This window comes from Vibrio ziniensis, from assembly GCF_011064285.1.
In the GTDB taxonomy this organism is placed as follows: domain Bacteria; phylum Pseudomonadota; class Gammaproteobacteria; order Enterobacterales; family Vibrionaceae; genus Vibrio; species Vibrio ziniensis.
Window position 1 is genome coordinate 1,260,460 of the sequence record NZ_CP049331.1, and the last position, 26,293, is coordinate 1,286,752.

Consider the following 26,293-nt stretch of genomic DNA (forward strand, 5'->3'; position numbering starts at 1 on the left):
CGTTGAATTCCTTGTTTTTAAAAGGGATTTATCGACTAATTTTCAAGATGGAGAAGAAAATGGCAGGAATAACAGACTTACAACAACTACTTAGATCAATGCAGCCGCATTTGGCTGAAGAAGAATTTGTATTTTGTAGTGTGACTGGAAGCGCAGAAGACTACTTTTCATGGAAGCCCTTAGCCATATTTTACGAACAAGAAGGCATAAGCCTGGTGGTTACAAAGCAAACAGCGGAAGAGAATTACGTCGAGTTTGATAACACCTACAAACAAATCACACTCACTGTACATTCTAGCCTTGATGCTGTCGGTTTAACGGCTGCTGTTTCAACAAAATTGGCTGATCATGGTATTAGTGCCAACGTGATTGCCGCGTTTTATCACGATCATATTTTTGTGCAGTCTCGTCATGCTAATAAAGCATTGAAGCTGCTAGAGAGTTGGTAAAACGGAGTAAGAAGCTTGTGCATGCTCCACTCACTCCCATCGCGATTTTAACTTTCTATTTGTCTCAAGTTGACTTCAGCCTAGCGCTTTAATCTAGGCTTTCCTCTCTTTGCATTGCAATTTTTGCAGCGCAAAATTCTATACAAGTATTTGGTCTTTGTGTGCCCAGTAAAGATCTTAGTTTCTATAATTAATACTTTTAAATCAAATTGTTAATTTCTTTTGAGTTAAAGCATCCAAATTCTCAATACAGCGCTGTGAATAATTGAATTAATTCACTTAATATTATTTATTTAGTGGTGTTATATTTTGTTTTGTTTGTGTGAGTAGTTTTTATTGCCATTAAAATTGGAATTAACCAAATTACTGCGTACTATAAATGTAAATTAATTGTTAAATATAATAATAACAAAAGTGTCTTCATTAAGGAGTCGATGATGTTGCACTCACACTTAAATACCCTACATATCACTCAATTGAGCAAAAACGCGTTGTCGCAACTTGCGCCATCTTTTGTCTCGCTGCCACATACTGAACATGCAGATGGCCAGTATCGACTACGTCGCTACTCAGTCGTGAGATTTATCGCTGGAGATGTTGTTCCTACAGATAAACACGAATTCATGCAGTCTGACGATATCAATCATTTCCAAGGAAATGTTATTCGCCATTTTGAACCAATTTTATCCTCAACAATAAAGAGTGAAGGGATGAGAGAAATGTGCGAACTGTTCGTTGCTAGTAATGAGTTACCTGATGGGCAGGAAATTGAAATTCACCAGATGCGTATTGCGGCTATCTACGATGAAACTCAGGTCGCACCTGAAGGTGTTCACCAAGATGGCTTTGATCATATCGCTATTATCGGTATAGACAGACACAACATTGTGGGTGGTGAGATCATGCTTTATCAAGATTGTCATGATGCACCATTCTTCCGTAAGGTTTTGGATAATGGGGAAGTGGCTATGCTAGCTGACAACAAGCTTTGGCATAATGCTCGTCCTATACGCTCAATCGAGCATGGTGAAGAAGGGCATATGGATGTATTTGTACTCACTGCGAAAGGAGTAAAAAATGCTCTTCAATCTTGATGCTGTCAGAGACCAATTCTCAGCGCTATCGCAGATGTATAACGATAAGCCTGTAGTTTTTTTTGATGGGCCGGGCGGATCGCAAGTTCCTCATTCTGTTATCGAAAAGATGTCCCACTACCTTGGCAATTACAACTCCAATCTAGGCGGTCACTATTTTTCTAGCCGAATTACGACGGATTTAATGCAAGATGCCCGAGAGCATGTTCAAGCACTTTTGAATGCTGAATCCTCTGGAAATATCGTGTTTGGTGCCAACATGACATCTCTGACTTTCCAGTTAAGCCGAGCTATCAGCCGAGAGTGGAACGAAGGTGATGAAGTTATAGTGACCGCACTGGATCACTATTCGAATGTATCCACTTGGCAGCAAGCAGCGCATGACAAAGGGGTTATTGTTCATCAAGCGCAAGTGGATGCCAAAGATTGTACGTTGGATACAGAACATCTGCTTTCCCTCATCAATGCAAACACTAAGTTGGTGGCGGTGACCTACGCTTCTAATACAACGGGGTCGATAGTCGATGTAAAACGTATCGTAGATGAGGCTCATCGCTTTGGCGCGATTGTCTATGTGGATGCGGTTCACTACGCGCCTCATCACTTGATTGATGTGCAAGAATTAGGATGTGATTTCTTAGCCTGTTCCGCATATAAGTTTTTTGGTCCGCATGTGGGTATAGCCTATGTTGCACCACATTGGCTGCATGCGTTGAAGCCTTATAAAGTAGAGCCTGCAATCAATATTGGTCCGGGGCGTTATGAAACGGGAACTCAAAGTTTTGAAGGCCTAGCTGGTGTTATTGCGGCGATTGAGTATCTCGCACAATGGGGAAATCCAGAAGACAATTTACGTCAACGTCTGGTTACCAGCTTTGAGCAATACAATCACCATGAGCAGCAGCTCAGCGAGTATTTTCTTAAAAAATTAACTCAGTTAAAGGGCGTTACACTTTATGGTTTGCCAGATGCGGATAGTGAAAAGCGTACGCCAACCTTCGCCATTCGTTTGAACAGTTTTCCCCCTGAGTTTGTGGCGAAAACTTTGGGTGAACACAATATTTGTGTCTGGAACGGGCACTTCTACGCTTTAGGTCTGGTTCGTCAGCTTGGATTGGAACAAAGTGGTGGTGTAATTCGCATAGGATTTATGCATTACAACACCAAAAATGAAATTGATGAGCTGTTTAAGGTGCTTTCAACTTTATAGGTCACCATTGCGAATGAGAAGAGGCTCGGTAGTTCACCGAGTCTCTTCTTTTTTATAAATAGAGTCTATTCATAAACGGAGTTTATTCAGCACTCACTTCGACTTCATAAGAAGTGAATTTACGAATGTTAATAACACCTGTATCAAGGATAAGGTACTGACCTTTAATACCTTGCAAGATACCGCTAACTACAGGCTCTTTGTCGAAGTTGTGCGAAGCGATTTTGGTTGGAAACACCTCAACAGGGTATTGAATATCGGTAATTTGAGCGCCGATTTCTTCAATGGCATCCTCACCAAATCGTTGTTTTAGCTCAGCGATTTTTTCTTCTAACAGTGGGCGAAGTTTAGTGAATTGTTCCTCTAAGGGTAGTGGTTCACCGTTGCCTTTGAGCAGCGTACGCCAGTTTGTTTTGTCGGCAATGTGTTTAGCCAGTTCAACTTCAATCAAACCAGAAATATGTCGAGTTTTTACCTTGTAGATAGGTAACCCTTGTGTCGCGCCTTGGTCAATCCAACGAGTAGGAATTTGTGTGTGACGAGTAATACCAACTTTCAAACTGGATGTGTTAGACAAGTAGACATAATGGTCAACCATGCAATGATCTTGTGCCCAGTCCGGTTCACGACATGTACCTTGGTCAAAGTGACAAGTCTCTGGTTTCATGATGCACATGTCGCAGCTTGCTAGCTTGGTCATGCACACAAAGCAGTGCCCTTGCGAATAACTTTTCTTAGTCTTTTTGCCGCATGAACAACAGAAGATATTGCCCGTGTGTTTGAGCGTGATCGGCTTATTGATAAAAGGATTTAGGTCGACAAAACCTTCTCCGACAGGCAATTGGTAGTGGACAGTTTCGCCCAGCTCAGCGCGCATTTTGTTTAATACGCCAGATGCGATGACAGACATGACATTACTCATTTTCTATTAGTTTGCGCCAACTTTAACAAAAAAGATGGCGACAAAAAACGAATAATTGAAAGGAAAAACCTATTGAGAGTCGTTCTTATTTGACGGTTCGGCCTGCTCTTCTACTATTTCATCAACAGACGTTGTATTCGTCGGCTCAATGATGATTGGTTCTTTAGGTCCTAAGAACTTAGGTTGGGTATTGAAGATATAGAGATCGAAAAACGCTTTTGTGCGCGCGAACACTTCGCGAGTACGGGTTTTAATACCCGAATGGTTAATAGGGTCGGAAACTGCTAAGCAAGTGGCATTGATGTCATGATACTGAGCAATGAACAGTGCTCGTTCACAATGAAAGCGTTGAGTGATAATTAAGAAGTTATCGGTATCAAAAATTGTTTTGGCGCGAACGATGGAGTCTAAGGTTCGGAACCCTGCGTAATCGAGGAAAATATTACCTTCGGGTATACCTGCTTTAAGCAAATCTCTCTTCATCGTCCACGGTTCGTTGTAAGAACGATGAGCATTATCACCACTTAGCAGAAATCGACTCACTTTACCCAGTTCGTAGAGTGAAATCGCAGCATTAATACGGTGAGAGTAATACTCGTTGAGCGTCTTGCCCAAATACTTACTGGTGCCCAAAACAACAGCCACCTGAAATTCAGGAACCTGAGTAATATCGCTGATGATATGATCTTTGCTTTTCCAACTTACCCACCGATCTATACCATATACGGACAGAGCACTTAGCATTAATAAGACTAAGATAAGTTGTAGCCCATGCTTAAGTAAAGACATGCCTTTTATATTGTCACACTTAAACTTATGCATGTGCATATTCAGAGAATTCAACTTTAGATTTGACGATGTTTTTGAGCCCATAATCCAATTACAACGAAACTGCCTGTGACTAAACAAAACATCATGCCCCGTTCTAAGTTAGAGAGTGTCCGAGCTAAGTAAGGGCTTGCTTTGATGATAATCAATCCGTAACCAAATGCATTGACTAAGATAAAGGCGATGGTTCTAAAAATAAAGTGCTGATTACCCATAATACGGCGTAATAAAGCATTAATTTCACCACCAAGCATAACCAGCAAGCAAGCGACTAAGGCAACAGAAATATCGCTAAGATAAGGGGTAATGTAGTGTCCAGCAGGAGCAAAGAAACTCAGCATGTTTTATGTTCCAAAACGTATAGTTATATCGTAAATAGATAGTTATTCATCAAGTAGGTAACCATTTACCAAGTGGATGGTTGTTGGTCAAACAAAAAGCCCCCAGAGTTAAGTTTGAGGGGGCTTAGGTATAAATTAGAACGCTGTTCGTTTGTAGCGGCGATACGTTGGTTGCCAGAAATGGTTGTCGATAGCCAGTTCTAATGCTTCATCCGTAATCTCAAGTGCTACACCTTGCTCAATCGCTTTCTTCGCAACTGCAAATGCAATTTTCTTAGAAACTGAGTGGATGGCTTCTAGTGGCGGTAGCAATGGACCGTGACCGTTGATGGCTAATGGTGAACAGGTGGCTAATGCGCGGCTTGATTCCATCAACATCGCATCAGTTACACGTTTTGCGCCCACAGCCAGAACACCGAGACCAATACCTGGGAAGATATAGCTGTTGTTACATTGTGCGATTGGGTAAGTTTTACCTTCATGCACTACTGGTTCAAACGGGCTGCCTGTGGCTACCAATGCTTCACCGTTTGTCCAACGGATAATATCACTCGGTGTTGCTTCCACACGGCTTGTTGGGTTCGATAATGGGAATACAATCGGACGAGGGCAGTGCAGATGCATCTCTTTAATCACTTCTTCACTGAACAGACCCGGTGCACCAGAAACTCCGACAAGAACTGTCGGTTTTGCATTGCGAACCACTTCCAACAATGAATAACCATTGTTTTCAGAAACCCACTCTTTGGTGTTGGATTTCTTCTGAACCAGTTTTTGTTGGAAATCAAGCAGGTTAGGCATGCCTTCTTCCAGTAAGCCCCAACGGTCAACCATGTATACCTGTGAACGAGCTTGTTGATCAGAAATGCCTTCCGACACCATTTGAGCAATGATAGCTTCCGCAATACCGCAGCCCGCTGAACCTGCACCAAGGAAGGTTACGCGCTGTTCACACAGCTGTGTACCAGCGGCTTTACAAGCGGCTAATAGCGAGCCAACAGTAATCGCGGCAGTACCTTGAATGTCATCGTTAAAGCAGCAAATACGGTCTTTATAGCGCTCTAGTAGAGGCATCGCATTTTTCTGTGCAAAGTCTTCAAACTGGATTAGTGCATCTGGCCAGCGGTGTTGTACTGCTTGAATAAACTCATCGACGAAATGATCGTAATCTGGGCCGGTGATCCGTGGGTGGCGCCAGCCCATGTACATTGGGTCTGCCAGACGTTGTGGGTTGTTTGTACCCACATCGAGCACGATTGGCAGGGTGTACGCAGGACTGATACCACCACATGCGGTATAGAGAGACAGCTTACCGATTGGAATGCCCATACCACCGATGCCTTGGTCGCCTAAACCTAAGATACGTTCGCCATCAGTAACAACAATAACTTTAACGTTGTGGTTTGCTGCGTTGTTTAGCAGGTCGTCGATACGGTCACGGTTAGAGTAAGAGATGAAAAGGCCACGACCACGACGGTAGATGTTCGAAAAGTTTTCACATGCAGCGCCAACGGTTGGCGTATAGATGATTGGCATCATCTCAGAGATGTGGTTTTGCACTAATCGGTAGAATAGGGTTTCGTTGGTGTCTTGGATGTTACGCAAGTAGATGTGCTTATCCATATCGTTGACGAAGCTACAATATTGTTGGTAGGCACGAACCACTTGTTCCTGTATTGTTTCGGTTGTTTCAGGCAATAGCCCTTCCAGATTGAACTGTGCACGTTCTTCCGCTGAGAAACCGCTACCTTTATTCAGTAGCGGGGTGCTCAATAGAGCTGGCCCAGCATAAGAAATATACAGAGGGCGTTTGTCGTTATTCATTTTTAGCCTATGGATTAAATGTGAGAAGGTTGACAGAAAAATGATAACGGCTTGGAGACTGTCTTGTAAATAGACAACCAACAGACTTCAGAACATTATGCTGCTTTATTCTGGGTAGCCTGAAGCTAATCGCAGTTTAATTGTTTTTGTTCAACGTTACTTAGAACCTGTATTCGTGGTATTCCATTAATCTGACTTTGATTTTATCTCGTTAATTATTATGTCGTTTCTTCCTATTCTGCCTTTAAAAGATACATTCTTAACGACTCTCAACCAGTCTCCTACCATTGTTGAAGCGGAAACTGGCTCAGGCAAGTCGATATGCTTACCTATTTGGGCCAGTGAACTTGGTAGAGTGCTTGTCATCGAACCTCGCCGAATTGCGTGTACCTCTCTTGCTGAATATCTGGCAATACTGCGCCAAGAACAGGTCGGAGAAAGCATCGGTTACTCTATTAAATTGGAAAATCGCTTCAGTGAAGAGTCAAAGGTTGTTTTTGTTACGCCAGGGGTTATTACGTTGGTTTGCTGAAGATAAACTGGCAAGCTTCAACATCGTTATGGTGGATGAATTCCATGAAAGGCGCTGGGATACCGATTTATTCGTTGCCTTGCTTAAGCAGCAACAGAGAATACGATTAATTGTTACTTCAGCAACTCTAGAGAGTGAGCGTTTAGTCCAGTATTTAAATGCAGTACGGTTAAGAGCAGAAGGTCGTGTCTACGATGTGACGGTGGAATATCGATCTTCGGACTCGAGGCAGTTGCCAGATGCTCGCCATCTTGATGAGCGAGTTAAGCAAGAAGTCATCGCTGCGTTGACAAGAACCGAGGCGGATATCTTAGTCTTTCTTCCTGGGCGTAAAGAAATTCAGCAGTGTTGGCAAGCACTTCATTGTATCGAAGGTATTGTAATAGCTCCGCTTCATGCTTCTGTTTCCGACGTAGAACGAGCGATAGCTCTCAATCAACAATCGCGCCAAAAAGTGGTGCTCGCCACCAACGTGGCTGAAACTTCTCTCACCATTCCGAATATCGCTGTAGTCATTGATAGTGGTTTAGAGCGTCGAAATGAACAGCGTAACGGACGAACTACGCTCATCTTAAAACATATTTCACATGCAAGTGCCAAACAAAGAAGTGGTAGAGCAGGGCGTGTTATGCACGGTATAGCAATTCGTCTTTATGGGCAGCATGCCGCTCTTGAGACAGTGACGCCTCCTTCTTTGCTGCGTGAGGAACTAGTTGAACCAATGTTAGCCGCAGCAAGCTGTGGAGTGCGCTTGTCTGATCTGAATTTTCTAGAACCCTTACCCGATAAAACGCTTATACAAGCGACAAACATTCTTACTGGAATGAAAGCGATCAATGAGTTCGGAGATATCACTGAACATGGTATTCAAATTGCGCCATTACCAGTAGATGCACTATACGCAGATATGGTTGCACGTATTGAAAGCAAAGTGCTGAAAGAGGCGATGATCGACCTTGCTGCTGCGTTATCAGTCCCTGCTTCTTTATATCAGCTTTCGTCGAACGAAGAAGAGCTAGAAAAACTCAATCAAGAAGAGCCTAACTGCTGCGATGGTCAACTGTTGATTCAACTAGTTCGGGGACGAAAATTTTCAGCAGTGAACGCAGATGAAGATGCACTGAACGAAGCTCGAGGTCTCTCAGAACAAATGCGGGTGATTTACGGGCTTCCTCAATTAGAAGTGGCTTCTCGTTATCAGCATCAATCACTTACAGAAGTGATTGCTACTTTACATCCAGAATTGGTGTTTGTGCGAAGAGAGAGACGTAAAGAAGCATTGGCGAATGGGCAAATGGAAGTTCTTATTGGACGCAATAGTCGATTTGCAGACAAAGCAGAAGCAGCAATAGTTCTTGACCAACATAGTCTGCCAGGCCGCGGAGTGAAACAAACACTCACATTAGCAACAGTAACTATGCCAATTTCGTTTGAAATGATTGAGGCGTTAGACCTTGGGCTTTGGAAACAGATGGAAACTAATGTTGCTGACGGTTTGTTAATGTCTGAGCAACAACTTGTATACGCTGGGCGTGTGATTAAGTCCAGAAACGTAGAAGCCAGCGGTGAGTATGCGCTTCAATCAATGATAGAAGCGGTAAAAAAAGGCGAGTGTTTCCCTGATTTCGCTAAGCAGCGTAGCGAAGATATTGAACTGTGGAAAATCTATGTTGAATTAGGTTTAGATGAACGTGCTAACGAGCATCAGGATCTCACCTTTGATGTTTGGTTTGAGCAGCAGCTGAGATCATTAGGTATTAGCTCGCTTGAAGAATTAGAAATGTTCACTGGCGAAGATTTCCCTTTCGACGGTATCCCTTATTGGCAAAAAGAAGAGTTCTCAGAGTTATACCCCCTAGCAATTACCCTAAATGATATTCAACTACAGGTTGAGTATCACGTGAAACGAAAACTGGTCTACGTGGTTTATCAAAGTGGCTTGCGCAGAGGTGATCCCAAGCGCTGGGAGCTACCTCGTTGGTCCGGTTTTCGGGTGCAGTATCGTAAAGCGAGCAGAGTCGTTGATGTTCGATAATTATGTTTGATTCCTGAAATATTAATCATTCAGGCATAGGTTGTTGATCGCTATAGTGACTTTTTGTTACTAGTTTGGTTTTTATATATCAGTGCCATTGAAAATAAGGGTATAAAAGAACGTTTTTTTATATCGTATTGCTATAAAGTTAGGGTTGTCTAATATTGAGAACACTGTGTTGCCAATTATGTCGGGGGACAGAATGGATAAACAACGAATTTGCGCAGTGTTTGACTACACCACATTTTTAGGAACCTCAAGTTCTAAGAAGTGGACTTTCTCTGAAGCGCTTAAATCGTTTACTCCGGTTTTTGGTATGGTGTGGAACGAAGCAGTTAAAGACAGCAAAACGCCAGAAGAAAGGCTTTGGGAAAACGCATTAAAACGTTTATCAAGTAATCACAGCGATGAATCGAATCTCATTGATCTTGTGAAGTTGGCTAAGCGTGAAGGAATTGAGGAAATAAAGCTTGTTATGCCTTATGCGTTGGATGAGCAGCAGATTGAGCATATTCAAGCTGGCTGTGATGTTCATATTAAAGTGGGCAAACAAGATGAGTTTATAATCACGTTATAACAAATTATTCAGGAATAAAAAGGGCACTTAACTAAATCGTTTCCTATAGAAACAAATAGTTAAGTGCCCTTTTTTACAATATAAAACGATTAATCAATTAGACCATATTGTGCATCAAGGATCTGGATAATCTCTTGTTTTGGATTATCACTTAGCTCGATTTTGTGGCCAACAATCTTTTCAGCAATACCCAAGTAAGTACGAGAAATGTCCATTAGTGCATCTAAAGGTAATGCATTATCGCGAGCAAGAGCTTCGCGTTCAGGCATACGATCTTTGTTTAATAGAATATCTGGATCAGGGAAATAGTTTAGTAGGAACTGGCGAAAACCTTCTTTCGAGTTTTCAACAATATTGCCTTGTAAGTACTGAGCTTCATCCCAAATACGCGATGAATCAGGTGTACCTACTTCGTCCATGTAGATCAACTTTTCCGAGCCGTTGGCATCAGTCACGTAGCCAAATTCAAATTTAGTATCAACGAAAATCTGCCCAATCTCTTTTAGTGCTTGGCTTATAACGCCAAAGCCGTCTTTCAGCAGCTTTTCATATAGAGCAATATCTTCAGCTTTGCTGAAGTTGAATGCCGCGAAGTTATCTTCAATATTCTTGCGGGTAATGTTTACATCATCAGCTTCAGGAACACCTGGAATACCTTTCAGAATACCTTTAGTTGAAGGTGTCATGAGTAGATCTGGAAGTGCTTTGTCTTTTTGTAGACCTTCAGGTAGCTCAATACCGCAGAACTCGCGTTCACCTTTTGCATACGCACGCCACATTGAACCTGTGATGTATTGACGACAAATGGCTTCGATCTTAATTGGTTTCGCTTTTTGAACAATCCAAACAAACGGATGAGGGATGTCTAGAATGTGACTATCAGCAAGTCCGTTGTCTTTAAACAGTTTGAACCAATGGTTAGAGATAGCATTGAGTGCTGCGCCTTTGCCCGGAACGCCTGCAATACCACCTTCCGCGTGCCAAATACAATCGAATGCAGAGATGCGATCGCTAATCACCATGATCGCAAGTGGGGCATCTTCAGCCACGTCATAACCTTTTTCTTGAATAAGGCGACGGCTGTCTTCTTCAGTTAGCCAGTATACAGAACGAACTTTTCCGCTATGGACAGGCTGGTGGGTACGAATTGGGAGATCGTCGTTGACGGCAAGAACTTGGTCAGCAAGGCTCATGGAGACATTCCTATCTTATTTCAAACGTCATATACCCTTCCTCTTAAACACGGTTGTGCAAATTGTTTGGGTATAGAAAGAAGATATCTAAGCACAGTGAGATATCAATTACTGCGCGCATCATACCAGAACTAATTTATGTCGCCAGATAAAAAGCAAACGTTTGCTTAAATATCTTTTTGTGGGTTGAGATTACGCAAAAAACAGCTTGCAGGAAATATCGGCAAAATAAAAGTCGGATGTAGAGTCAGCAGGGGAGGCGTAGTTATAACAAGGGTAGAAAAGCCCTCTGTAACAGAGGGCAAAAGACAGTGATAGATATCAGTGAAATTGGGGTGCAGTTGGTTCTAAGAAAAACACTTCGCAGTTATGTTCAGTTGCCAGTTGTTTCAATAGTTTTTGGCTAACAAAATCGATATTGCCAGAAGCGACAACTGCGCTTGCGTTGCCCGATTGAATCGCTTTCATCACGATGGTGATTTCCGACTGTGATTGCGACGGTTTCATATGAATAATTCTACTGCAATGTATTTGATGTGCTGCCAATTCATTGTATTGAGGGCGAGGGCATTCACCCGTAAACAATATCCATTGTTTATACTGAGAAAGCCTTGAAAGGCGAGTAAGCATATCTGCGCTTTTCGCTGCCGAATATGAATGGTTAAACGCCGGATTTCCAAAACGAGTTACGTTGGTTTCAACACCGAATGATTTGTTTACTGGCAATTCATGATTTAGCATAACACTGTCCCTTTATACATGCTGTATGTGTATACAGTAGTATCAAACCGAATACTGATCAAGAAATAATTACGATTTTTGTGGGAAATTTGAGCTAATAGTCACGTGTCTTTATTTAACTGATTGTAATTAAATGTTTTTTATCAGTGTGCGTGAGACAGGTTTAAGTGAGAAATGTGTTATGGTTGTACAGTGGTAGATTAAAAAATGTTGGGGTATGAGGTGTATATACAGTAGTGGTATCGGGTTGTTCAATCTAATCAATAAATTCACATATAGAACATTCATTTGTTCTATATTCCGTACAGTTCCATTACTCAGATTCATCAAAATTTAGAGAATATTCCTACGACGGCCTCTATAGGCTGCTTTAGCCTGTTTAATTTAAAATCGTTACTGTTACCAATTATTTCAAAGTAGCGAATGCCAAAATTCCAAAGCTTTCTTCATATAAAACATTTTTTCTATCTTCTGGCTTGCCTGGTAGGTAATGCTTTGGCTGCAAATCAACAAACATTTAGTGTCGGTATTATTGCGGAAGAGGCCGTTACAGCCGCTATTTTGAAAAAAGCAGCTCAAGATTTGTCTGTCAACTTTGAACTTGTCTATTTGTCCGGACACGCTGAAAAATTAGAAGCGACATTAGCAAGAGACATCGACTTTGCGACTGGTATTACATACACCGAAGAGCGTGCCAAAAAGCTTATTTTTTCTGCGTCTACGAACGTGGAATACACTTATCTCTTTACGCTAGGAAAAGGGAATTTTAAGGATGTGTCTTCGATTGCTGTACCTTATGGAACGATATTCGCTAAGTTGATGCTCGATATCAACCCTAAGCTTGAGGTAATTGAATACCAGACAATCTCTGAAGCCAAAGAACTACTGGAAAGTAGCAAAGTGGAAGGTATTGTTGATACTGCTGCTCAGCTAAGATTTATGGCATTAGCAGGTATACATTCTCAACTCCTTAACTATCAATTTCCGTTAAAGCCGGTATCGATTGTTACGGCGAAGCCTGAAAATACCAAAGTACTCAAAGAAATCGTTGAATATCTTCACCAGCCAGAAATGCAAATGCTGATGCGTGCAAAGGCAGAAACGTATCAGTTTGATGTACAAAGACAAGCACTTAGAAAGCGAGTTTTGCTCAGTGAATTTGATGTGAGTAGGCCTTTTACTATAAGCGTCGAAGATTATCGTCGTTATGGTGTGCAGAATGATAATGGTAAGGTGATTGGTATCGCGGCTGATGTGATTCATGAAGCGTGTCAGCTGATGCGTTTAGAATGCATTGTTGAAACTGCTCCGGAAACTGATTGGCAATCAATGTATGAAGGCTTGCTTGGCGGCGAGATTGATATTCTGTCACCTATTGCTTTAGTAAAAGGCAGAGAACAGCACGTGTATTTGAGCGAGAGCTTTTATAACAATGAGCTTATCGTGGTAAAGCGCAATGGATATAAAGAGGGTGTCTATCGCTCTGTATCTGAACTTATTTCTGAACGAGTTGGAGTTATTAGAGGAGGAATGTCTGAATCGATTATGAGTCGTAGGCTTCCACATAAATCGTTCAGTATTTTTACAACTGCAAAGGATCAACTGAAAGCGTTGATGACCAACGAAGTTGATTATATTGCCATGTCTCGTTTGACCTATAACGAATTGGTTCGTGACACTCTCACCATACTTCCCATTATTGAAGATGACATGATTGGAACCTTCTTTAATTACGGCATTGGTATCGCTTTTCAAAAAAATGACGAAGGTAAAAAGCTTTCAGAGCTTTTCAGCGATGCTATTCGCTTGATCGATATGAATGCCATTATAAAAAAATACGATTATCAGCCAGATTGGCAGACAACGCTATTTAGCCAGAAGAGGTTCACAAAGCAAAGTCAGCAATTGTTCTTGGCAATAATCATTGCATTAATTGTTCTTTCTTATATTTGGCATAAACAGTCGATCACTGACAGTCTAACCAAGCTAGAAAACCGTTTAGCTCTTTATAAAAAATACAAAGACGGTTTGTATTCAAACCAAGTCTTGGTCTACTTCGACGTTAACAAATTTAAAAATGTTAATGACACTTATGGGCACGCTGTTGGTGATGAAGTATTAAAAAGAATTGCTGAAAACATCCGTCGCCACTGGAACTGCGATAGTTACCGTATTGGCGGAGACGAATTCATTTTAATTGGAAAAATCAGAAAACAAGACATTGAAGGCATGATGTTAAGCATAGGGTCATTCAAATTCATTGACCATCTTAACAACAAGTTCAACGTCAGTATTTCCTATGGCTACTATCTTTCCGACGGTAGTGTTTTGTCGCTCGATGACTGTATTCATCTTGCCGACACTCAAATGTACAAAGCCAAAATGGCTTAATTCTGAGGTATTGAAGGTAGCCGATGTCTAAGTTTCAAACCGTTTTATTGTTGATTGTTTGCCTGATCAGTTCTGGCTCGATGGCAAAGCATAAAACCACCTACCTTGTGGGCACGGAATGCGATGATTTCACGACCAAGCTTTTGTTTGACTCTGTGTCAGCAGAGAGTGATGTAAGGTTTGAATACATCAATTTTGATAGTTTCTCCGATGCGCTAAATGCTGTAAGCCGAGGCTATGTTGATTTTCTCTCTAATGTCACTTTCATTGAAGAGCGAACAACCACATTAGATTTTTCTTTGCCAGTCAGTATTGAATATGTGTATCTGTTCACCGTAGATAAGCCGGAACTTGATGAAATATCGAAACTCGCCGTGCCAATGAACACGACGATAAGAAAAACTATCGCTGAAGAGTTTCCCAATATTGAATTTGTCGAGTATCAAAACATTGAAGATGCCATTGCGATGCTTAACTTACGGCAAATTGATGGAGTTGTTGATGGATTAAACCATTTGGAGAATATGGTTCTATCAGGCTTCAATGCGTATCTTTTTAATGACCATCTATCGTTACATCCCGTATCGATCGTGACGCCTAAAGGTAAGAACCAAAGTCTTCTAAAACTCATAGAACTACACGCACATACCGCGGAATTCCAGCGTCACTTTCGAGAATCCATCGAGCAGTATCAACTATTGATAAGAAAAGAGGCTCTGCGCAAACAAGTTATCGCAAGTGGCATTGATGTGAGATATCCACTTAAGGTGAAGTTGGAAAACATAAAGCTGTTCGTGAACTATTATCCGGATGGTCATGTTGATGGAATCACCGCAGACATCCTTTATGAAGTGTGTGATCTATTACAGATTGATTGTCAGCTTGTCAGTGACGAGCAGGAATCTTGGAGTAGCATGTATGAAAGCATGTTGGCAAAAGAAATAGATGTGTTGTCACCACTTGCGATCACAGAGCAGCGCAAAGAATTGTTCAATTTCAGTGATGAGTATTACAGCCCTGAAGCGATTCTTGTTAAAAGAAAAAATTATAAAGATGGTGTTTATCGTTCGATTTCAGAAATGTTTGTCGAAAACATTGGTGTTGTTGAGGGCAACTTCTTTGAATCATTGCTTCAAACCATGTTACCCGAGAAAGAGCTTCATTATTATCCTACCCAGAAAGATCTGCTAATGGGACTGCTTAATGGCGAAGTTGATTATATCGCATTAACTCGAGCTGCGTTTCATGACAAGCTGCGACGCTCAAAAAATGTCCTGGCCATAACAGAAGATACTGATGTCGGGGTGTTTTATTCGTATGAACTTGGATTTGGATTTCAGAAAGATGAAAAGGGCAGAGTGTTGTCTGAACTCTTTTCGAAAGCGCTCAATTTAATCAATGAAAAGAGCATCATAAAAAAATACGACTATCCACCAGACTGGTATACAACGATACAAGCCCAAAAGAAAATAAGCAGAAACAGTATTGTTCGATTTTTATTTATTATCGCCATTCTCATTTCTGTAGTATTTGTTTTCCATCGTCGTTCTACCACTGACGAATTGACTCGATTGAGAAACCGATTAGCGTTGTATAAGAAATATGGGAGCCTGTTTCCTAACAGCAAAGTTCTTGTGTACCTCGATATCAATAAATTCAAAGATATAAATGATAATTACGGGCATCGAGTTGGAGACAAAGTGTTGAAGCAACTTGGACACAATATTAGCCGTTTTTGGATAGGGGATGCCTACCGAATCGGTGGTGATGAATTCGTGTTGGTTACTAGTCGTGATGTGCAGCAAACAGAACGAATGCTTGAGGGCATTAAAGAGTTTGGCTTCTATGAAGCGAACAGCGAGACTAATTTGTTGGTGAGTGTTTCAACGGGGATGGCTTTTGATTTCGAGAAAAACCTTCCCCTGGATAATGTGCTAAATATTGCTGATCAGTCTATGTATCAATCTAAACACAGGTTTAGGTATGGGGATAGACGACAGTAGATTATAGAATCACAGGGAGTGAGGTTGTTGTCGCTCCTTCATTGCTTGTTCTGCGATATTGAATTGTCTTACATCCATGCGTGCAAAATCATTACAGCTTTTGCATGAACTATGTGTTTTTCCGTCAACGTATTCGTGTTTTGTTAGTAGTAAACTTGGCTTTTTACACCAGTCACACACGCCTTCAATAGTAAACATGTCTTCTCCTTACTGCTGCATCGGTTAGGCGCTAATTTCGCGCGGATTATGCCATACAAAAATGAATAAAGTTAATTAAATGTTGTAATATTGAGAATGTTATCGATTGCGGAATCTAAGTGATTAAAAGGACTTGAGATATTGCTAGAGATAAGTGTAACTAACTGTTAACAGTGTTTAGGATGGTTTTGAGAGCTCCATTTAGCCGCTTCATTTCGTCATCGCTACCTTTCATATCCGGATGATATATTTTCGATAATTGCTTATAGCGAACTTTGATTGTTTTCTCATCAGGCACTTGGTTAGGGAGGTAGCCGAATAGCGCACAAGCTAACTGATATTTCTGATCTTGAGCGGTAGTCATTTGGGTTTTTTGTGACTTTTTGAGTTCGTTGTAAAGAGTCTCGAGCTGCCTTTTCTGCTTTTTGATTACAGCGTTACTCTCGGTCAGCTTCTGCTGTAATTGCTGCTGTTCCGTTAGCAGATCTAAAGCGTCAGTATCTACTCTTTGCTTTTTCTGTCTCTGGTAGATTGAGGCAACTATAAGTAGAAGAGCGATGGAAGATAAAATAACGACATAAGCCCAATTCAATTTATCGAAATCTAAATTGGAAGGCAGAGTTAAAAATTCTTCCTGATTCCTGACTTCTTCATCCAACTCTTGAATAGCTGAAACCTGTTTTGCCCTTTGCTGATTGAACTTGTCTTCAAGTAATTTCGAATAGGCTTGTTCGGCTTGTGGCAGTAATTCTGAAGCACTACGAAACCAAATTTCAGCCATTGCTGGAGGAGTAGGTGAGTCATTCAGATCCTGATACAGCTCGCCTAATTCAAACTGTGCCTTAGCATCGCCTTGTGTTGCCAGCTTTGTTAGCCAGTAAATGCCTTCAGGGAGGTTTACTGCAGTGCCATGGCCTTGTAAGTACATTTTAGCCAGTTGGAACATAGCTTGAGGCTGGTTGTTATCGGCAGCTAGCTGAAACCAGTAGAAAGCTTCGCTTAGATTTTGGGGGACCCCTTTACCCGTTTGGTAATTCAGAGCTAATTGATATTGCGCGACAGGGTCGTTGCTATTTGCTTTTTGTTGCAACTCTGTCATTTGACTATCAGTTAGTGAGTCTGCGTATGAAGAGAAAATGCAGCAAAGTGAGATAAGCCCAATTAGCACTCGAATCAAGGTGACCTTCCGTATATCACTTCAGAGAGTAATCCCAGCATATGGCTGGGATTTAAAGTAAGTCTATCTTACCGCTAGTCTGTCGCGAGATAAACGGGGTTATCTTTTGAAGTGAGCTAAACTTCGTTTGTGTTAATTAAATTTTTGATAATTAATTGTTATTTTAGCGGTAGGATCTGGATCTCAACGCGTCGGTTACACGCTCGACCTTCAACAGTACTGTTTGAGCAAAGTGGGTAGCGCTCACCGTTTCCACGAGCAATAGCTCGGCCAGTTGTCACACCTTGAGATATTAAGAATGAGCGAACAGATTCAGCACGACGCTCAGATAGGATTTGGTTGGTGCTGTCGCTGCCTGTGCTATCGGTATGACCATCAATGACTAGACTCGTATCAGGGTATTCAACAAGAATACGAGCAACGCCACGTAGCGTATTGTGGATACTTGAATCAAGTTGATGTGAGTTACTTGAGAAGCCGATACCGTTTTCAAGACGAAGAAGGAGTTGGTTATCACCAACACGTTCTACTTGAACGCCGGAGTTTAAAAGTTCTTTACGCAGAGCTGCTTCTTGTTGATCAAAGTAGTAACCAACACCCCCACCAACAGCCGCACCGCCTGCAGCTCCAATTAGTGCATATTTACGACGCTCTTTTGCATCATCGCCAGTTGCTAGACCAGCGGCAACACCTGCTAGAGCTCCAATTAAAGCACCTTTAGTTGCAGAGTTAGTTTCAGTTTCACCAGTCGTAGCATTTTGGCGCTGAGTTGCCTGACAGCCAGATAATGCAATTGCCACTGCTAGGGCTAATGTGATTTTTTTCAAAGTATCTACTCCATGTCTTATTTTGTTGCCGCATGCATAAAACAAAATTCGAAGGAGAAGTTCAACTAGGTAAGGTCTGATTTGACGTAGGACTGACGAAAAACTTCAAGCTAAAGTATTACTTCAATAGTTTAGGTGCTTGAGCGCCATTAATTGGACGGTTTACAGAAACTCTGCGACCTTTCTTCAGACCGACTTCGTAGTCTGCAGTCAGATTTTTCATTGCTTCACGGAGTTGCTGTTTAAAGGTTTCGCGATCGATATTCTTGAACTCTTTATCAATATAATCGTTAATTTTATTCGCAGAATCTTCATCTGGGGAGATAACAGGTAGCTTTTCTAACGCACCTTCAATCCACCCGGAAACAAATGAGCTGACTCGACGGTTCACCTCCGGTGTTGATGTGCCACTTCCAGCAAAGCTGTTACGGAACTGACCAGTGTGCTCATTCATTTCTCTGTACACAATATCAAAAGCAAAAGCGGCAAAGATGGCGCGATCGGCTTCACCAATGAACTCTACGCGTTTTAAGCCTTTGTGGTTGATAAGTACTGCTTCGACACCAAATTTGGTATTGATGCCACGAATGATGCGCAAAATACCTGAGCTAATAGATGCTGGCAGTAAATGGCTCGATTGGGTTTTGCCTAGTTTAATGAACTCGATATCATCTTTATCGAGGCCATATTTCAGCATTAAACGGTGCGCCATTTTAATTGCATTGGCGGCTTCGTTGACGTTTGCTGAGTTACCAAGTTCTAAACACTTGGCGATCTTTTTCAGGGCTTTCTTTTTATCAATCGACATTCAAAAAACTTTAGGCCAAAAACCAGTTACCGAGATTAGAAAAGTCCGACATTTTAACGTTTTTGCAGCATTAGGGGAAGGGTATAATTGAGAGTTGCAGCCAGGTAGCTGCAACTTTGAACTGCTATTTTTGCAGCTTATAAACCGAGTTCGTTCAATAGGTCTGACGCTAAGTCTTCGTCTTGTTTAGTATCTTTTGGTGCTGTCATTCCTTTTTGAGCATTTTCTAAAATCGTATCTGGGCTCTCATCTTCATTTACTTCGAAATCTTCAAGTTGGATAAATTCAGTTTTATCCATGGCAAGTTCTAAGTAAAAGATGTTGTTTTTCTCAGTAGAGAAAGTTACTCGTCGTACTTGAGGGCGGTCAAGATTGGTATCTACCGATAGAATGACTTGTTTATTGAGAGACAACATTTTGGGTTGGTTTTGCGTAATGTTGGTTTGAAGTTCTTTACGGATTTTATTGGTGAAATCACCCACCAATTGGTTCATGAGTTCACCTAGAACATCTCCCACTTCATCAGAGGTATGCAGAATAGCTAGCTCTTCTTCTGGCATACCCATACTGCGCATGTAGTTGGTGTAAACCTCAAGTGCCGCTTTTGCAGTAAAGTTGATAACAACTAAACCCGAAAATCCACCGTCAAATAGAACGAAACAACCAAAATCAGGTTTAAGAGAAGTTTTGTTTATTTTCTGGACCATTGCTGAGTAGCTAATGTTGGAATTGGTGGCTGAAGTGAGCACCGAAGAGACGGATTGACACAGCTTTAGCAGGATATCTTCCGTAGTTACGATTTTGTTTTTTCTCATAGTTTTTCCGTAAAGATCAATTGACCTTGGTAATGCATAACGACTTTAAGTTCAGCCTCATTAGGCAAACGTTTGCACAGCTGTAACTTTATGTTTTCAAGCGAAACGAATTAGAGCAGTTAGAAAAATGGATTTGATTCGCTCTGTCAACGAGATTCTGATTTGATCGCCTTTTCAAATGTTGTAAAGTGACCAGATTCATATAATTAACCTATAACCCAGAGCTGATAGGATCAGCGATTTACGGGCAGGAAGCAAATGTTACCAAGACTTCACCTTCAATCTGATGTCGATCCGGTTGTTTTAACGTTTTTACATGAACTAGAAGCTGCCGGTTTTACTGGCGATATCGAAACCCAATATTCAAGCCGTTTGGCAGTAGCCACTGATAACAGTGTATACCAACAACTTCCACAAGCAGTGATTTTGCCTAAATCTACGGAAGATGTAGCTCTAATCGGAAAAATAAGTTCTAAACCAGAATTTGAGCGAGTGACTTTCTCTCCTCGCGGTGGTGGTACCGGTACAAACGGTCAGGCGCTGACGAAAGGCGTTGTGGTCGACCTCTCTCGTTACATGAACCAAATTCTTGAAATTAATGCCGAAGAGGGCTGGGTTCGTGTGCAAAGTGGTGTGATTAAAGATCAACTCAATGACGCGGTTCGCCCATACGGCTATTTCTTCTCGCCTGATCTTTCAACCAGTAACCGTGCAACTATCGGCGGTATGGTGAATACTGACGCCTCTGGTCAGGGTTCACTGAAATACGGTAAAACTTCTGATCACGTTTTGTCTCTGCAAGCGGTATTCGCTGATGGTTCGATTCTCGAAACAGACATGTCACATGGTACGCCAGATGAAGGCAACTATGCTTTTAAAGCCATGAAGGTGACTGAAGCTGTATGTCGTGATAAACGTCAGCAGATTATTGATAAGTTTCCGCCTCTTAACCGTTTCCTTACTGGCTATGACCTGAAAAATGCTATCAGCGATGAGACTGGCGAGTTCAACATTACACGTGTGTTGTGTGGTGCTGAAGGTTCATTGGCGTTTATCACTGAAGCAAAGCTTAACCTGACTCGTATTCCTAAAGCGCGTACCTTAGTAAACGTAAAATACGACAGCTTTGATTCTGCATTGCGTAATGCGCCACTAATGGTTGAAGCCAATGCTCTGTCTGTTGAAACTGTTGACTCTAAAGTTCTTAACCTTGCTAAAGAAGATATCGTGTGGCACAGCGTTAGTGACCTGATTACCGATGTCCCTGGCAAAGAGATGCAAGGTATCAACATCGTTGAATACGCCGATCAGGATGAAAAAGCAGTTGAAGAGTTAGTTGCGAAACTGACTGCCAGTTTAGATGTAGCTTTAGCCAATCAGCAAAGCGGTATTATCGGCTATCAAGTGTGTACTGACTTAGCCAGCATCAACCGTATTTACAACATGCGTAAGAAAGCTGTTGGTCTGTTGGGTGCTGCTAAAGGGCGTGCTAAACCTGTACCATTTACGGAAGATACTTGTGTTCCGCCAGAAAACTTAGCTGACTTTATTGCTGAATTCCGTGAACTACTCGATTCGAAACAACTTGCTTATGGCATGTTTGGTCACGTGGACGCAGGTGTGTTGCACGTTCGCCCAGCATTAGATATGTGTGATCCTAAGCAAGAGCTGATGATGCACGAAATATCGGATGAAGTGGTCAAGCTGGTGGCTAAATATGGCGGTTTGATGTGGGGTGAGCACGGTAAAGGTTTCCGCTCTGAGTATGGCCCGGCATTCTTTGGTGAAGAACTGTTTACTGAACTGCGCCGCGTAAAAGAAGCTTTTGACCCACACAACAAGATGAACCCGGGTAAAATCTGTACGCCGCTAAATACCAATTTTGAACTGGTTAAAGTTTCAGACAGAAAGCGCGGCTATTACGATCGCCAAATCGATGTGCAAGTTCGTGACAGCTTCAAACAAGCCATGGAATGTAACGGCAATGGCTTGTGTTTCAACTACGAAACCAGTTCTCCAATGTGCCCATCGATGAAAGTGACCGCTGACCGTCGTCACTCGCCGAAAGGGCGTGCTGGGCTGGTGCGTGAATGGCTGCGTCAACTGACAGAGCAGGGCATTGATATTCTGGATTTGGAACAGCAAACCCTGACTAAGACGCCGACGATCAAAACCATGATTGACCGAATTCGCAACCGTATTAATCAACGTCATGAGTATGATTTCTCTCATGAAGTCTATGAAGCGATGAATGGCTGTTTAGCATGTAAAGCGTGTGCGAGTCAGTGTCCAATTAAAGTTGACGTACCGAGCTTCCGTTCACGTTTCCTAAATATCTATCACTCGCGCTACCAGCGCCCTGTGAAAGATTATTTAGTCGCGAATATTGAAACCATGCTGCCATTGATGGGTAAAGCGCCGAAGTTAGTTAACGGTATGCTGGAACAAAAATGGGTTCAAAGCTTAACAGCGAAAACCGTTGGCTACGTTGATGCACCTTTGCTGACAGTGCCTACGCTTGCTCAGCGTACACGTCGTCACCCTGTAGCAAGTTTTGATATGCAGTATTTGGCTGGTATCTCGAAAGAAGAACGTGAACAGCATGTCATCATCGTTCAGGACCCGTTCACCAGCTACTATGATGCCGATGTAGTAGAAGATTTTATCGCTTTAGCAATCAAACTGGGTAAAAAACCGGTGTTGTTGCCGTTTAAGCCAAACGGTAAGGCGCAACACATCAAAGGTTTCTTGAAGCAGTTTAAAGCCACCGCTGAAAGCACCGCCGCTTTCCTAGAAAAAGTCGCTGATCTTGAAATACCTATGGTTGGCGTTGATCCGGCTTTGGTACTTTGCTATCGCGATGAATACGCAGAAGTGCTTGGCGACAAGCGTGGAGATTTCTCCGTGTTAACGGTTCATGAATGGATGAAACCGCGTTTGTCCGAGTTTGCTACTTCAGATAACACAAATGGTGAAGCGTGGTACCTACTGGCTCACTGTACTGAAAAGACCAAACTACCGAATGCTGAAAAAGAGTGGGGTGAAATTTTTGCTCACTTTGGTGGATTGCTAAAAACTGTACCTGTTGGCTGTTGTGGTATGGCAGGTACTTTTGGACACGAGCTTGATAAGCTGCAAATGTCGAAAGATATTTATGGTCTGAGCTGGAAACCAAGTTTGGAAACACTGCCGAAAGAACGTTGTTTGATTACCGGCTACTCTTGTCGTAGTCAGGTAAAGCGTTTTGAGCATGTTAAGCCTAAACATCCATTACAAGCGTTATTGCAGTTAATCTGAATATCCTAAAGAGTTAAGCCCGACATTGTCGGGCTTAATTTTATCTATCATGATTAGACGATTAGGTGAATCGATTGAATATGTGCTAGTGGAGAAAGCCAATGCATCGACTGGAGTTGAAAATCCCACCTGTAGCTGTGTTTGTCATCGCGATGGTGTTGATTAATCGTTTTGCACATATCTTTACCTTTGCACACGTGCCACTTCCCTATGTCGGGTTGGTTTGGAGTGTATGCTTCGTGCTCGCCGGTTTTATCGGCATTGCTGGCATTTATGAGTTTCGTAAGGCCAAAACTACCGTGAATCCAACCAAACCACACGAAGCGTCTACCATCGTTGAGAGCGGTATTTTCCACTATTCACGTAATCCGATGTATCTAGGATTGCTGCTGCTTTTGATTGGTTTCGCATACTGGCAACAAAATATATTGAGTTTGCTAACTTGCTTCGCGTTCGTTTGGTATATAAATCGCTTTCAGATACAACCCGAGGAAAGAACATTAACTCAGATTTTTGGTCAGCCGTATATTGCTTACAAAGCTCGTGTTAGACGTTGGCTATAGAAATTGTACATTAGGAAATAAAAAATATGGAAAAGTAAAAGCCCCACTCATTAGAGTAGGGCTTTGTAATTCTGCGGAGATATTAAGATGCGATTTGGGCTAGGAACGTTTCTTTACGTTCATTAAAGCGGTTCACCAAGTCATCAATTTCACTTTGTTCGTAAGGTTTCAAACCGCTTGCCACCATACGTTTTACGCCGTGACCCACAACGATGCCTTCTTCTTTGAATGCAAAGGTCATAGTAACTAGGCCACGTTTCCCATCCACATCGAACGTTGCACCTGTGTATTCAACTTCTGGGTGCGTCATGTCTAGACGATCGAACTCGACTTCCATGCTCTCATAGATCACCAATGGACGCTGAGGGTTAATCATCATCTGTTGCTCTTCCATTAGCGGAACCATGATGTGAGGGAAGTTCATACCAGAGAACTGCACATAGTTTGTAACTACGTGTTCAATGAATGCGCTGTCGTGGCTAACTTCACCTTCACGGCTCATATGCAGATATTCTTTACCTGCTTCATCAACTACCGCGCTCTCTTTGTCACATTTGTTTTCAATGTGCAGAGAAACCCCGTCGTTCACCATGCCAGAAAACTTGAAGCGCATTTTTTTGCTGATGCCTTCTTGCTGTAGCAATACTGCGAACAATAGGTCGCCTGGTACGCAGAAGCGTTTGCTGTCTTCATCGTGAATTGGGTTGTAGTCACCCGCCACTTTTTTCGCAAAATGGCTAGCTTGCTCGCGAGTGAATTGGAATTTTTTATCTTGGCTTGAGAAGTATGGAGTTAGATACATAATTTACGCTATTCATAAAAACTGCGTGGATTATAACTGCTAAAGTTTTTTTAATGGTCCAATCAGTCAAATAAGGTGCATAAGGGTTAAAAAAAGAGCCCCGAAAGGCTCTCATCACAGATTTTGTTTATTAAACACTTGGCAACATGTTAGCTGGCATTAGATGGTTGTGAACCGCCAGTTTAAGCAGTGTGTTCGCTTGTTCAATGTCTGGGGCGAAGTAACGGTCTTTATCATAGAACGGTACTTTTTCACGCAGGATTTGCTTCGCTTCTTCAACACGAGCTGAAGATTTGTTCGGAGCACGGAAATCCAAACCTTGAGCAGATGATAAATATTCCACTGCCAAGATACCGCGTGTGTTTTCGCTCATATCACGTAGACGACGCCCTGCGAAGGTTGCCATCGATACGTGGTCTTCTTGGTTTGCTGATGTTGGCAAACTGTCTACAGACGCTGGGTGAGCCAGAGTTTTGTTCTCACTTGCTAGTGCTGCTGCAGTAACCTGAGCAATCATAAAGCCAGAGTTTACACCGCCGTTGTCGACAAGGAATGGTGGCAGTTTGCTCAGTGCGCTGTCGATAAGCAGAGCCATACGACGCTCAGATAAGCTGCCAATTTCCGCAATAGCAAGTGCTAGGTTGTCAGCCGCCATAGCTACTGGTTCTGCGTGGAAGTTACCACCAGAGATGATGTCGCCATCTTCAGCAAATACTAGTGGGTTATCCGACACTGAGTTTGCCTCAGTTTCCAGAATATCTGCCGCATTACGAATTTGAGTCAAACATGCACCCATAACCTGTGGCTGACAACGCAATGAGTATGGGTCTTGTACTTTTTCACATGAGGTGTGTGAATGACCGATATCACTGGTTTCGTCCAATAGGTGGCGGTAAGCCGCTGCTGCATCGATTTGACCTTTGTGACCACGAACTTCATGGATACGGTGGTCAAATGGACGACGGCTGCCTAGCGCTGCTTCAACCGACATCGCACCACATACTGTTGCGGATGCGAATAGGTCTTCAGCCATAAATAGACCTTCTAGAGCAAATGCTGTAGAAGCTTGCGTACCGTTTAGCAGAGCAAGACCTTCTTTCGGCGCAAGCGTGATTGGAGACAAACCTGCAATCTTCAATGCTTCGAGACCAGAGATAATTTCGCCGTTGTGGCGCGCTTGACCTTCACCTAGAAGAACCGTGCTCATATGAGCAAGCGGCGCTAGGTCACCTGATGCACCTACTGAACCTTTTTGAGGAACACATGGGTAAACTTGGTGGTTAACCAGTGACATTAGTGCTTCCAGAACTTCTAAACGAATGCCAGAGAAGCCGCGTGCTAAACTATTGATTTTTAGAACCATCATCAGACGTACCGTTTCGTCTGACATGAATTTACCGATACCTGCCGCATGAGAAAGCACGATACTTCTTTGCAGTGTTTCTAGATCTTCAGGGGCAATCTTGGTGTTGGCTAATAAGCCAAAACCTGTGTTGATACCGTAAACTGTACGACCTTCCGCAATCACTTGCTCAACTACTTTTGTGCTGCGCTCGATGCCTGGGATTGCTTCTGGATCTAGGGACAGAAGCACAGGTGAACGGCTAACTTGACGCAGTTGGTTTAGCGTTAGTGTGCCCGGTTTAATGACTAAATTTAACATTTA

Annotated in this window: 21 protein-coding genes and 1 pseudogene; 9 read left to right on the forward strand and 13 right to left on the reverse strand. The window is 42.3% G+C overall.

The window, feature by feature from the left end; all coding sequences use genetic code 11:
* The first annotated feature begins 59 nt into the window (after positions 1 to 59).
* The 3 genes from G5S32_RS05770 (at position 60) to G5S32_RS05780 (ending at position 2,753) form a co-directional block, all read left to right on the forward strand.
* The gene (locus G5S32_RS05770; protein WP_165311123.1) at positions 60 to 449 is read left to right on the forward strand and encodes an ACT domain-containing protein; all 390 of its coding nucleotides are present in this window, start codon (positions 60 to 62) and stop codon (positions 447 to 449) included.
* 437 nt (positions 450 to 886) lie between these two features.
* On the forward strand, positions 887 to 1,543 hold the full coding sequence (locus tag G5S32_RS05775) for a 2OG-Fe dioxygenase family protein (protein WP_165311124.1): 657 nt from the start codon (positions 887 to 889) through the stop codon (positions 1,541 to 1,543).
* Positions 1,527 to 2,753, forward strand: coding sequence for a cysteine desulfurase-like protein (locus G5S32_RS05780; protein ID WP_165311125.1), 1,227 nt, complete (start codon positions 1,527 to 1,529; stop codon positions 2,751 to 2,753). The genes G5S32_RS05775 and G5S32_RS05780 overlap by 17 nt, the downstream gene beginning before the upstream one ends.
* 82 nt (positions 2,754 to 2,835) lie before the next feature.
* On the opposite strand, the gene G5S32_RS05785 is transcribed toward G5S32_RS05780, so the two are convergent.
* From G5S32_RS05785 to G5S32_RS05800, 4 genes are all read right to left on the reverse strand, one after another.
* Positions 2,836 to 3,663, reverse strand: coding sequence for a DUF2797 domain-containing protein (locus tag G5S32_RS05785; RefSeq protein ID WP_165311126.1), 828 nt, complete (start codon positions 3,661 to 3,663; stop codon positions 2,836 to 2,838).
* An 81-nt stretch (positions 3,664 to 3,744) separates the two neighbouring features.
* The gene (locus tag G5S32_RS05790; protein WP_207621604.1) at positions 3,745 to 4,548 is read right to left on the reverse strand and encodes a SanA/YdcF family protein; all 804 of its coding nucleotides are present in this window, start codon (positions 4,546 to 4,548) and stop codon (positions 3,745 to 3,747) included.
* Positions 4,521 to 4,844, reverse strand: coding sequence for a DUF3392 domain-containing protein (locus G5S32_RS05795; protein ID WP_165311127.1), 324 nt, complete (start codon positions 4,842 to 4,844; stop codon positions 4,521 to 4,523). Before G5S32_RS05795 ends, G5S32_RS05790 begins: the two co-directional genes overlap by 28 nt.
* 135 nt (positions 4,845 to 4,979) lie before the next feature.
* A complete protein-coding gene (locus G5S32_RS05800) occupies positions 4,980 to 6,668 on the reverse strand; it encodes an NAD-dependent malic enzyme (protein WP_165311128.1) in 1,689 nt (562 codons plus the stop codon).
* 220 nt (positions 6,669 to 6,888) lie between these two features.
* Here G5S32_RS05800 and G5S32_RS05805 point away from each other — a divergent pair.
* A pseudogene (locus tag G5S32_RS05805) lies at positions 6,889 to 9,235 on the forward strand (helicase-related protein).
* A gap of 202 nt (positions 9,236 to 9,437) precedes the next feature.
* Entirely contained in the window at positions 9,438 to 9,812 is a 375-nt protein-coding gene (locus G5S32_RS05810; RefSeq protein WP_246201060.1) for a transporter, read from the forward strand.
* Positions 9,813 to 9,901: 89 nt separating this feature from the next.
* Here the strand turns inward: G5S32_RS05810 and G5S32_RS05815 are convergent, their stop codons facing one another.
* Entirely contained in the window at positions 9,902 to 11,005 is a 1,104-nt protein-coding gene (locus tag G5S32_RS05815) for a phosphoribosylaminoimidazolesuccinocarboxamide synthase (protein ID WP_165311129.1), read from the reverse strand.
* Between the two features lie 321 nt (positions 11,006 to 11,326).
* The gene (locus tag G5S32_RS05820) at positions 11,327 to 11,746 is read right to left on the reverse strand and encodes a hypothetical protein (RefSeq protein WP_246201062.1); all 420 of its coding nucleotides are present in this window, start codon (positions 11,744 to 11,746) and stop codon (positions 11,327 to 11,329) included.
* A 495-nt stretch (positions 11,747 to 12,241) separates the two neighbouring features.
* On the opposite strand from G5S32_RS05820, the gene G5S32_RS05825 reads away from it, so the two are divergent.
* Both G5S32_RS05825 and G5S32_RS05830 read left to right on the forward strand, forming a co-directional pair.
* Entirely contained in the window at positions 12,242 to 14,137 is a 1,896-nt protein-coding gene (locus tag G5S32_RS05825; protein WP_165311130.1) for a GGDEF domain-containing protein, read from the forward strand.
* Positions 14,138 to 14,160: 23 nt separating this feature from the next.
* Positions 14,161 to 16,140, forward strand: a complete 1,980-nt coding sequence (locus tag G5S32_RS05830) for a GGDEF domain-containing protein (protein WP_165311131.1) — start codon at positions 14,161 to 14,163, stop codon at positions 16,138 to 16,140.
* A gap of 9 nt (positions 16,141 to 16,149) precedes the next feature.
* On the opposite strand, the gene G5S32_RS05835 is transcribed toward G5S32_RS05830, so the two are convergent.
* The 5 genes from G5S32_RS05835 to G5S32_RS05855 all read right to left on the reverse strand — a co-directional run bounded on the left by G5S32_RS05835 (position 16,150) and on the right by G5S32_RS05855 (position 19,965).
* On the reverse strand, positions 16,150 to 16,338 hold the full coding sequence (locus G5S32_RS05835; protein WP_165311132.1) for a hypothetical protein: 189 nt from the start codon (positions 16,336 to 16,338) through the stop codon (positions 16,150 to 16,152).
* A 160-nt stretch (positions 16,339 to 16,498) separates the two neighbouring features.
* A complete protein-coding gene (locus tag G5S32_RS05840; protein ID WP_165311133.1) occupies positions 16,499 to 17,437 on the reverse strand; it encodes a J domain-containing protein in 939 nt (312 codons plus the stop codon).
* A gap of 236 nt (positions 17,438 to 17,673) precedes the next feature.
* Positions 17,674 to 18,342 (reverse strand): YiaD family glycine zipper/OmpA-like lipoprotein, encoded by a 669-nt coding sequence (locus tag G5S32_RS05845; RefSeq protein ID WP_165311134.1) that lies wholly within the window; start codon positions 18,340 to 18,342, stop codon positions 17,674 to 17,676.
* Positions 18,343 to 18,460: 118 nt separating this feature from the next.
* Positions 18,461 to 19,144, reverse strand: coding sequence for a DUF2786 domain-containing protein (locus G5S32_RS05850; RefSeq protein WP_165312724.1), 684 nt, complete (start codon positions 19,142 to 19,144; stop codon positions 18,461 to 18,463).
* A gap of 143 nt (positions 19,145 to 19,287) precedes the next feature.
* The gene (locus tag G5S32_RS05855) at positions 19,288 to 19,965 is read right to left on the reverse strand and encodes a DUF3334 family protein (protein ID WP_165311135.1); all 678 of its coding nucleotides are present in this window, start codon (positions 19,963 to 19,965) and stop codon (positions 19,288 to 19,290) included.
* 258 nt (positions 19,966 to 20,223) lie between these two features.
* On the opposite strand from G5S32_RS05855, the gene ydiJ reads away from it, so the two are divergent.
* Complete coding sequence (ydiJ, locus tag G5S32_RS05860; protein ID WP_165311136.1) at positions 20,224 to 23,262, forward strand: D-2-hydroxyglutarate dehydrogenase YdiJ; 3,039 nt, start codon at positions 20,224 to 20,226, stop codon at positions 23,260 to 23,262.
* 101 nt (positions 23,263 to 23,363) lie between these two features.
* Positions 23,364 to 23,825, forward strand: coding sequence for a methyltransferase family protein (locus G5S32_RS05865; RefSeq protein WP_165311137.1), 462 nt, complete (start codon positions 23,364 to 23,366; stop codon positions 23,823 to 23,825).
* An 82-nt stretch (positions 23,826 to 23,907) separates the two neighbouring features.
* On the opposite strand, the gene G5S32_RS05870 is transcribed toward G5S32_RS05865, so the two are convergent.
* Positions 23,908 to 24,627 carry a DUF3581 domain-containing protein gene (locus G5S32_RS05870; protein WP_165311138.1) on the reverse strand — a complete coding sequence of 240 codons (720 nt, stop codon included), beginning with the start codon at positions 24,625 to 24,627 and terminating at the stop codon, positions 23,908 to 23,910.
* A 130-nt stretch (positions 24,628 to 24,757) separates the two neighbouring features.
* Positions 24,758 to 26,290 (reverse strand): histidine ammonia-lyase, encoded by a 1,533-nt coding sequence (hutH, locus tag G5S32_RS05875; protein ID WP_165311139.1) that lies wholly within the window; start codon positions 26,288 to 26,290, stop codon positions 24,758 to 24,760.
* Positions 26,291 to 26,293 lie beyond the last annotated feature (3 nt).

Coding starts and splice junctions, on each gene's coding strand:
- ydiJ (WP_165311136.1), top strand. CDS start 20,224: ATGTTACCAAGACTTCACCTTCAATCTGATGTCGATCCGGTTGTTTTA.
- G5S32_RS05800 (WP_165311128.1), bottom strand. CDS start 6,668: ATGAATAACGACAAACGCCCTCTGTATATTTCTTATGCTGGGCCAGCT.
- G5S32_RS05835 (WP_165311132.1), bottom strand. CDS start 16,338: ATGTTTACTATTGAAGGCGTGTGTGACTGGTGTAAAAAGCCAAGTTTA.
- hutH (WP_165311139.1), bottom strand. CDS start 26,290: ATGTTAAATTTAGTCATTAAACCGGGCACACTAACGCTAAACCAACTG.
- G5S32_RS05840 (WP_165311133.1), bottom strand. CDS start 17,437: ATGACAGAGTTGCAACAAAAAGCAAATAGCAACGACCCTGTCGCGCAA.
- G5S32_RS05855 (WP_165311135.1), bottom strand. CDS start 19,965: ATGAGAAAAAACAAAATCGTAACTACGGAAGATATCCTGCTAAAGCTG.
- G5S32_RS05770 (WP_165311123.1), top strand. CDS start 60: ATGGCAGGAATAACAGACTTACAACAACTACTTAGATCAATGCAGCCG.
- G5S32_RS05790 (WP_207621604.1), bottom strand. CDS start 4,548: ATGGGCTCAAAAACATCGTCAAATCTAAAGTTGAATTCTCTGAATATG.
- G5S32_RS05785 (WP_165311126.1), bottom strand. CDS start 3,663: ATGTCTGTCATCGCATCTGGCGTATTAAACAAAATGCGCGCTGAGCTG.
- G5S32_RS05830 (WP_165311131.1), top strand. CDS start 14,161: ATGTCTAAGTTTCAAACCGTTTTATTGTTGATTGTTTGCCTGATCAGT.
- G5S32_RS05810 (WP_246201060.1), top strand. CDS start 9,438: ATGGATAAACAACGAATTTGCGCAGTGTTTGACTACACCACATTTTTA.
- G5S32_RS05775 (WP_165311124.1), top strand. CDS start 887: ATGTTGCACTCACACTTAAATACCCTACATATCACTCAATTGAGCAAA.
- G5S32_RS05780 (WP_165311125.1), top strand. CDS start 1,527: ATGCTCTTCAATCTTGATGCTGTCAGAGACCAATTCTCAGCGCTATCG.
- G5S32_RS05815 (WP_165311129.1), bottom strand. CDS start 11,005: ATGAGCCTTGCTGACCAAGTTCTTGCCGTCAACGACGATCTCCCAATT.
- G5S32_RS05865 (WP_165311137.1), top strand. CDS start 23,364: ATGCATCGACTGGAGTTGAAAATCCCACCTGTAGCTGTGTTTGTCATC.
- G5S32_RS05870 (WP_165311138.1), bottom strand. CDS start 24,627: ATGTATCTAACTCCATACTTCTCAAGCCAAGATAAAAAATTCCAATTC.
- G5S32_RS05795 (WP_165311127.1), bottom strand. CDS start 4,844: ATGCTGAGTTTCTTTGCTCCTGCTGGACACTACATTACCCCTTATCTT.
- G5S32_RS05820 (WP_246201062.1), bottom strand. CDS start 11,746: ATGCTAAATCATGAATTGCCAGTAAACAAATCATTCGGTGTTGAAACC.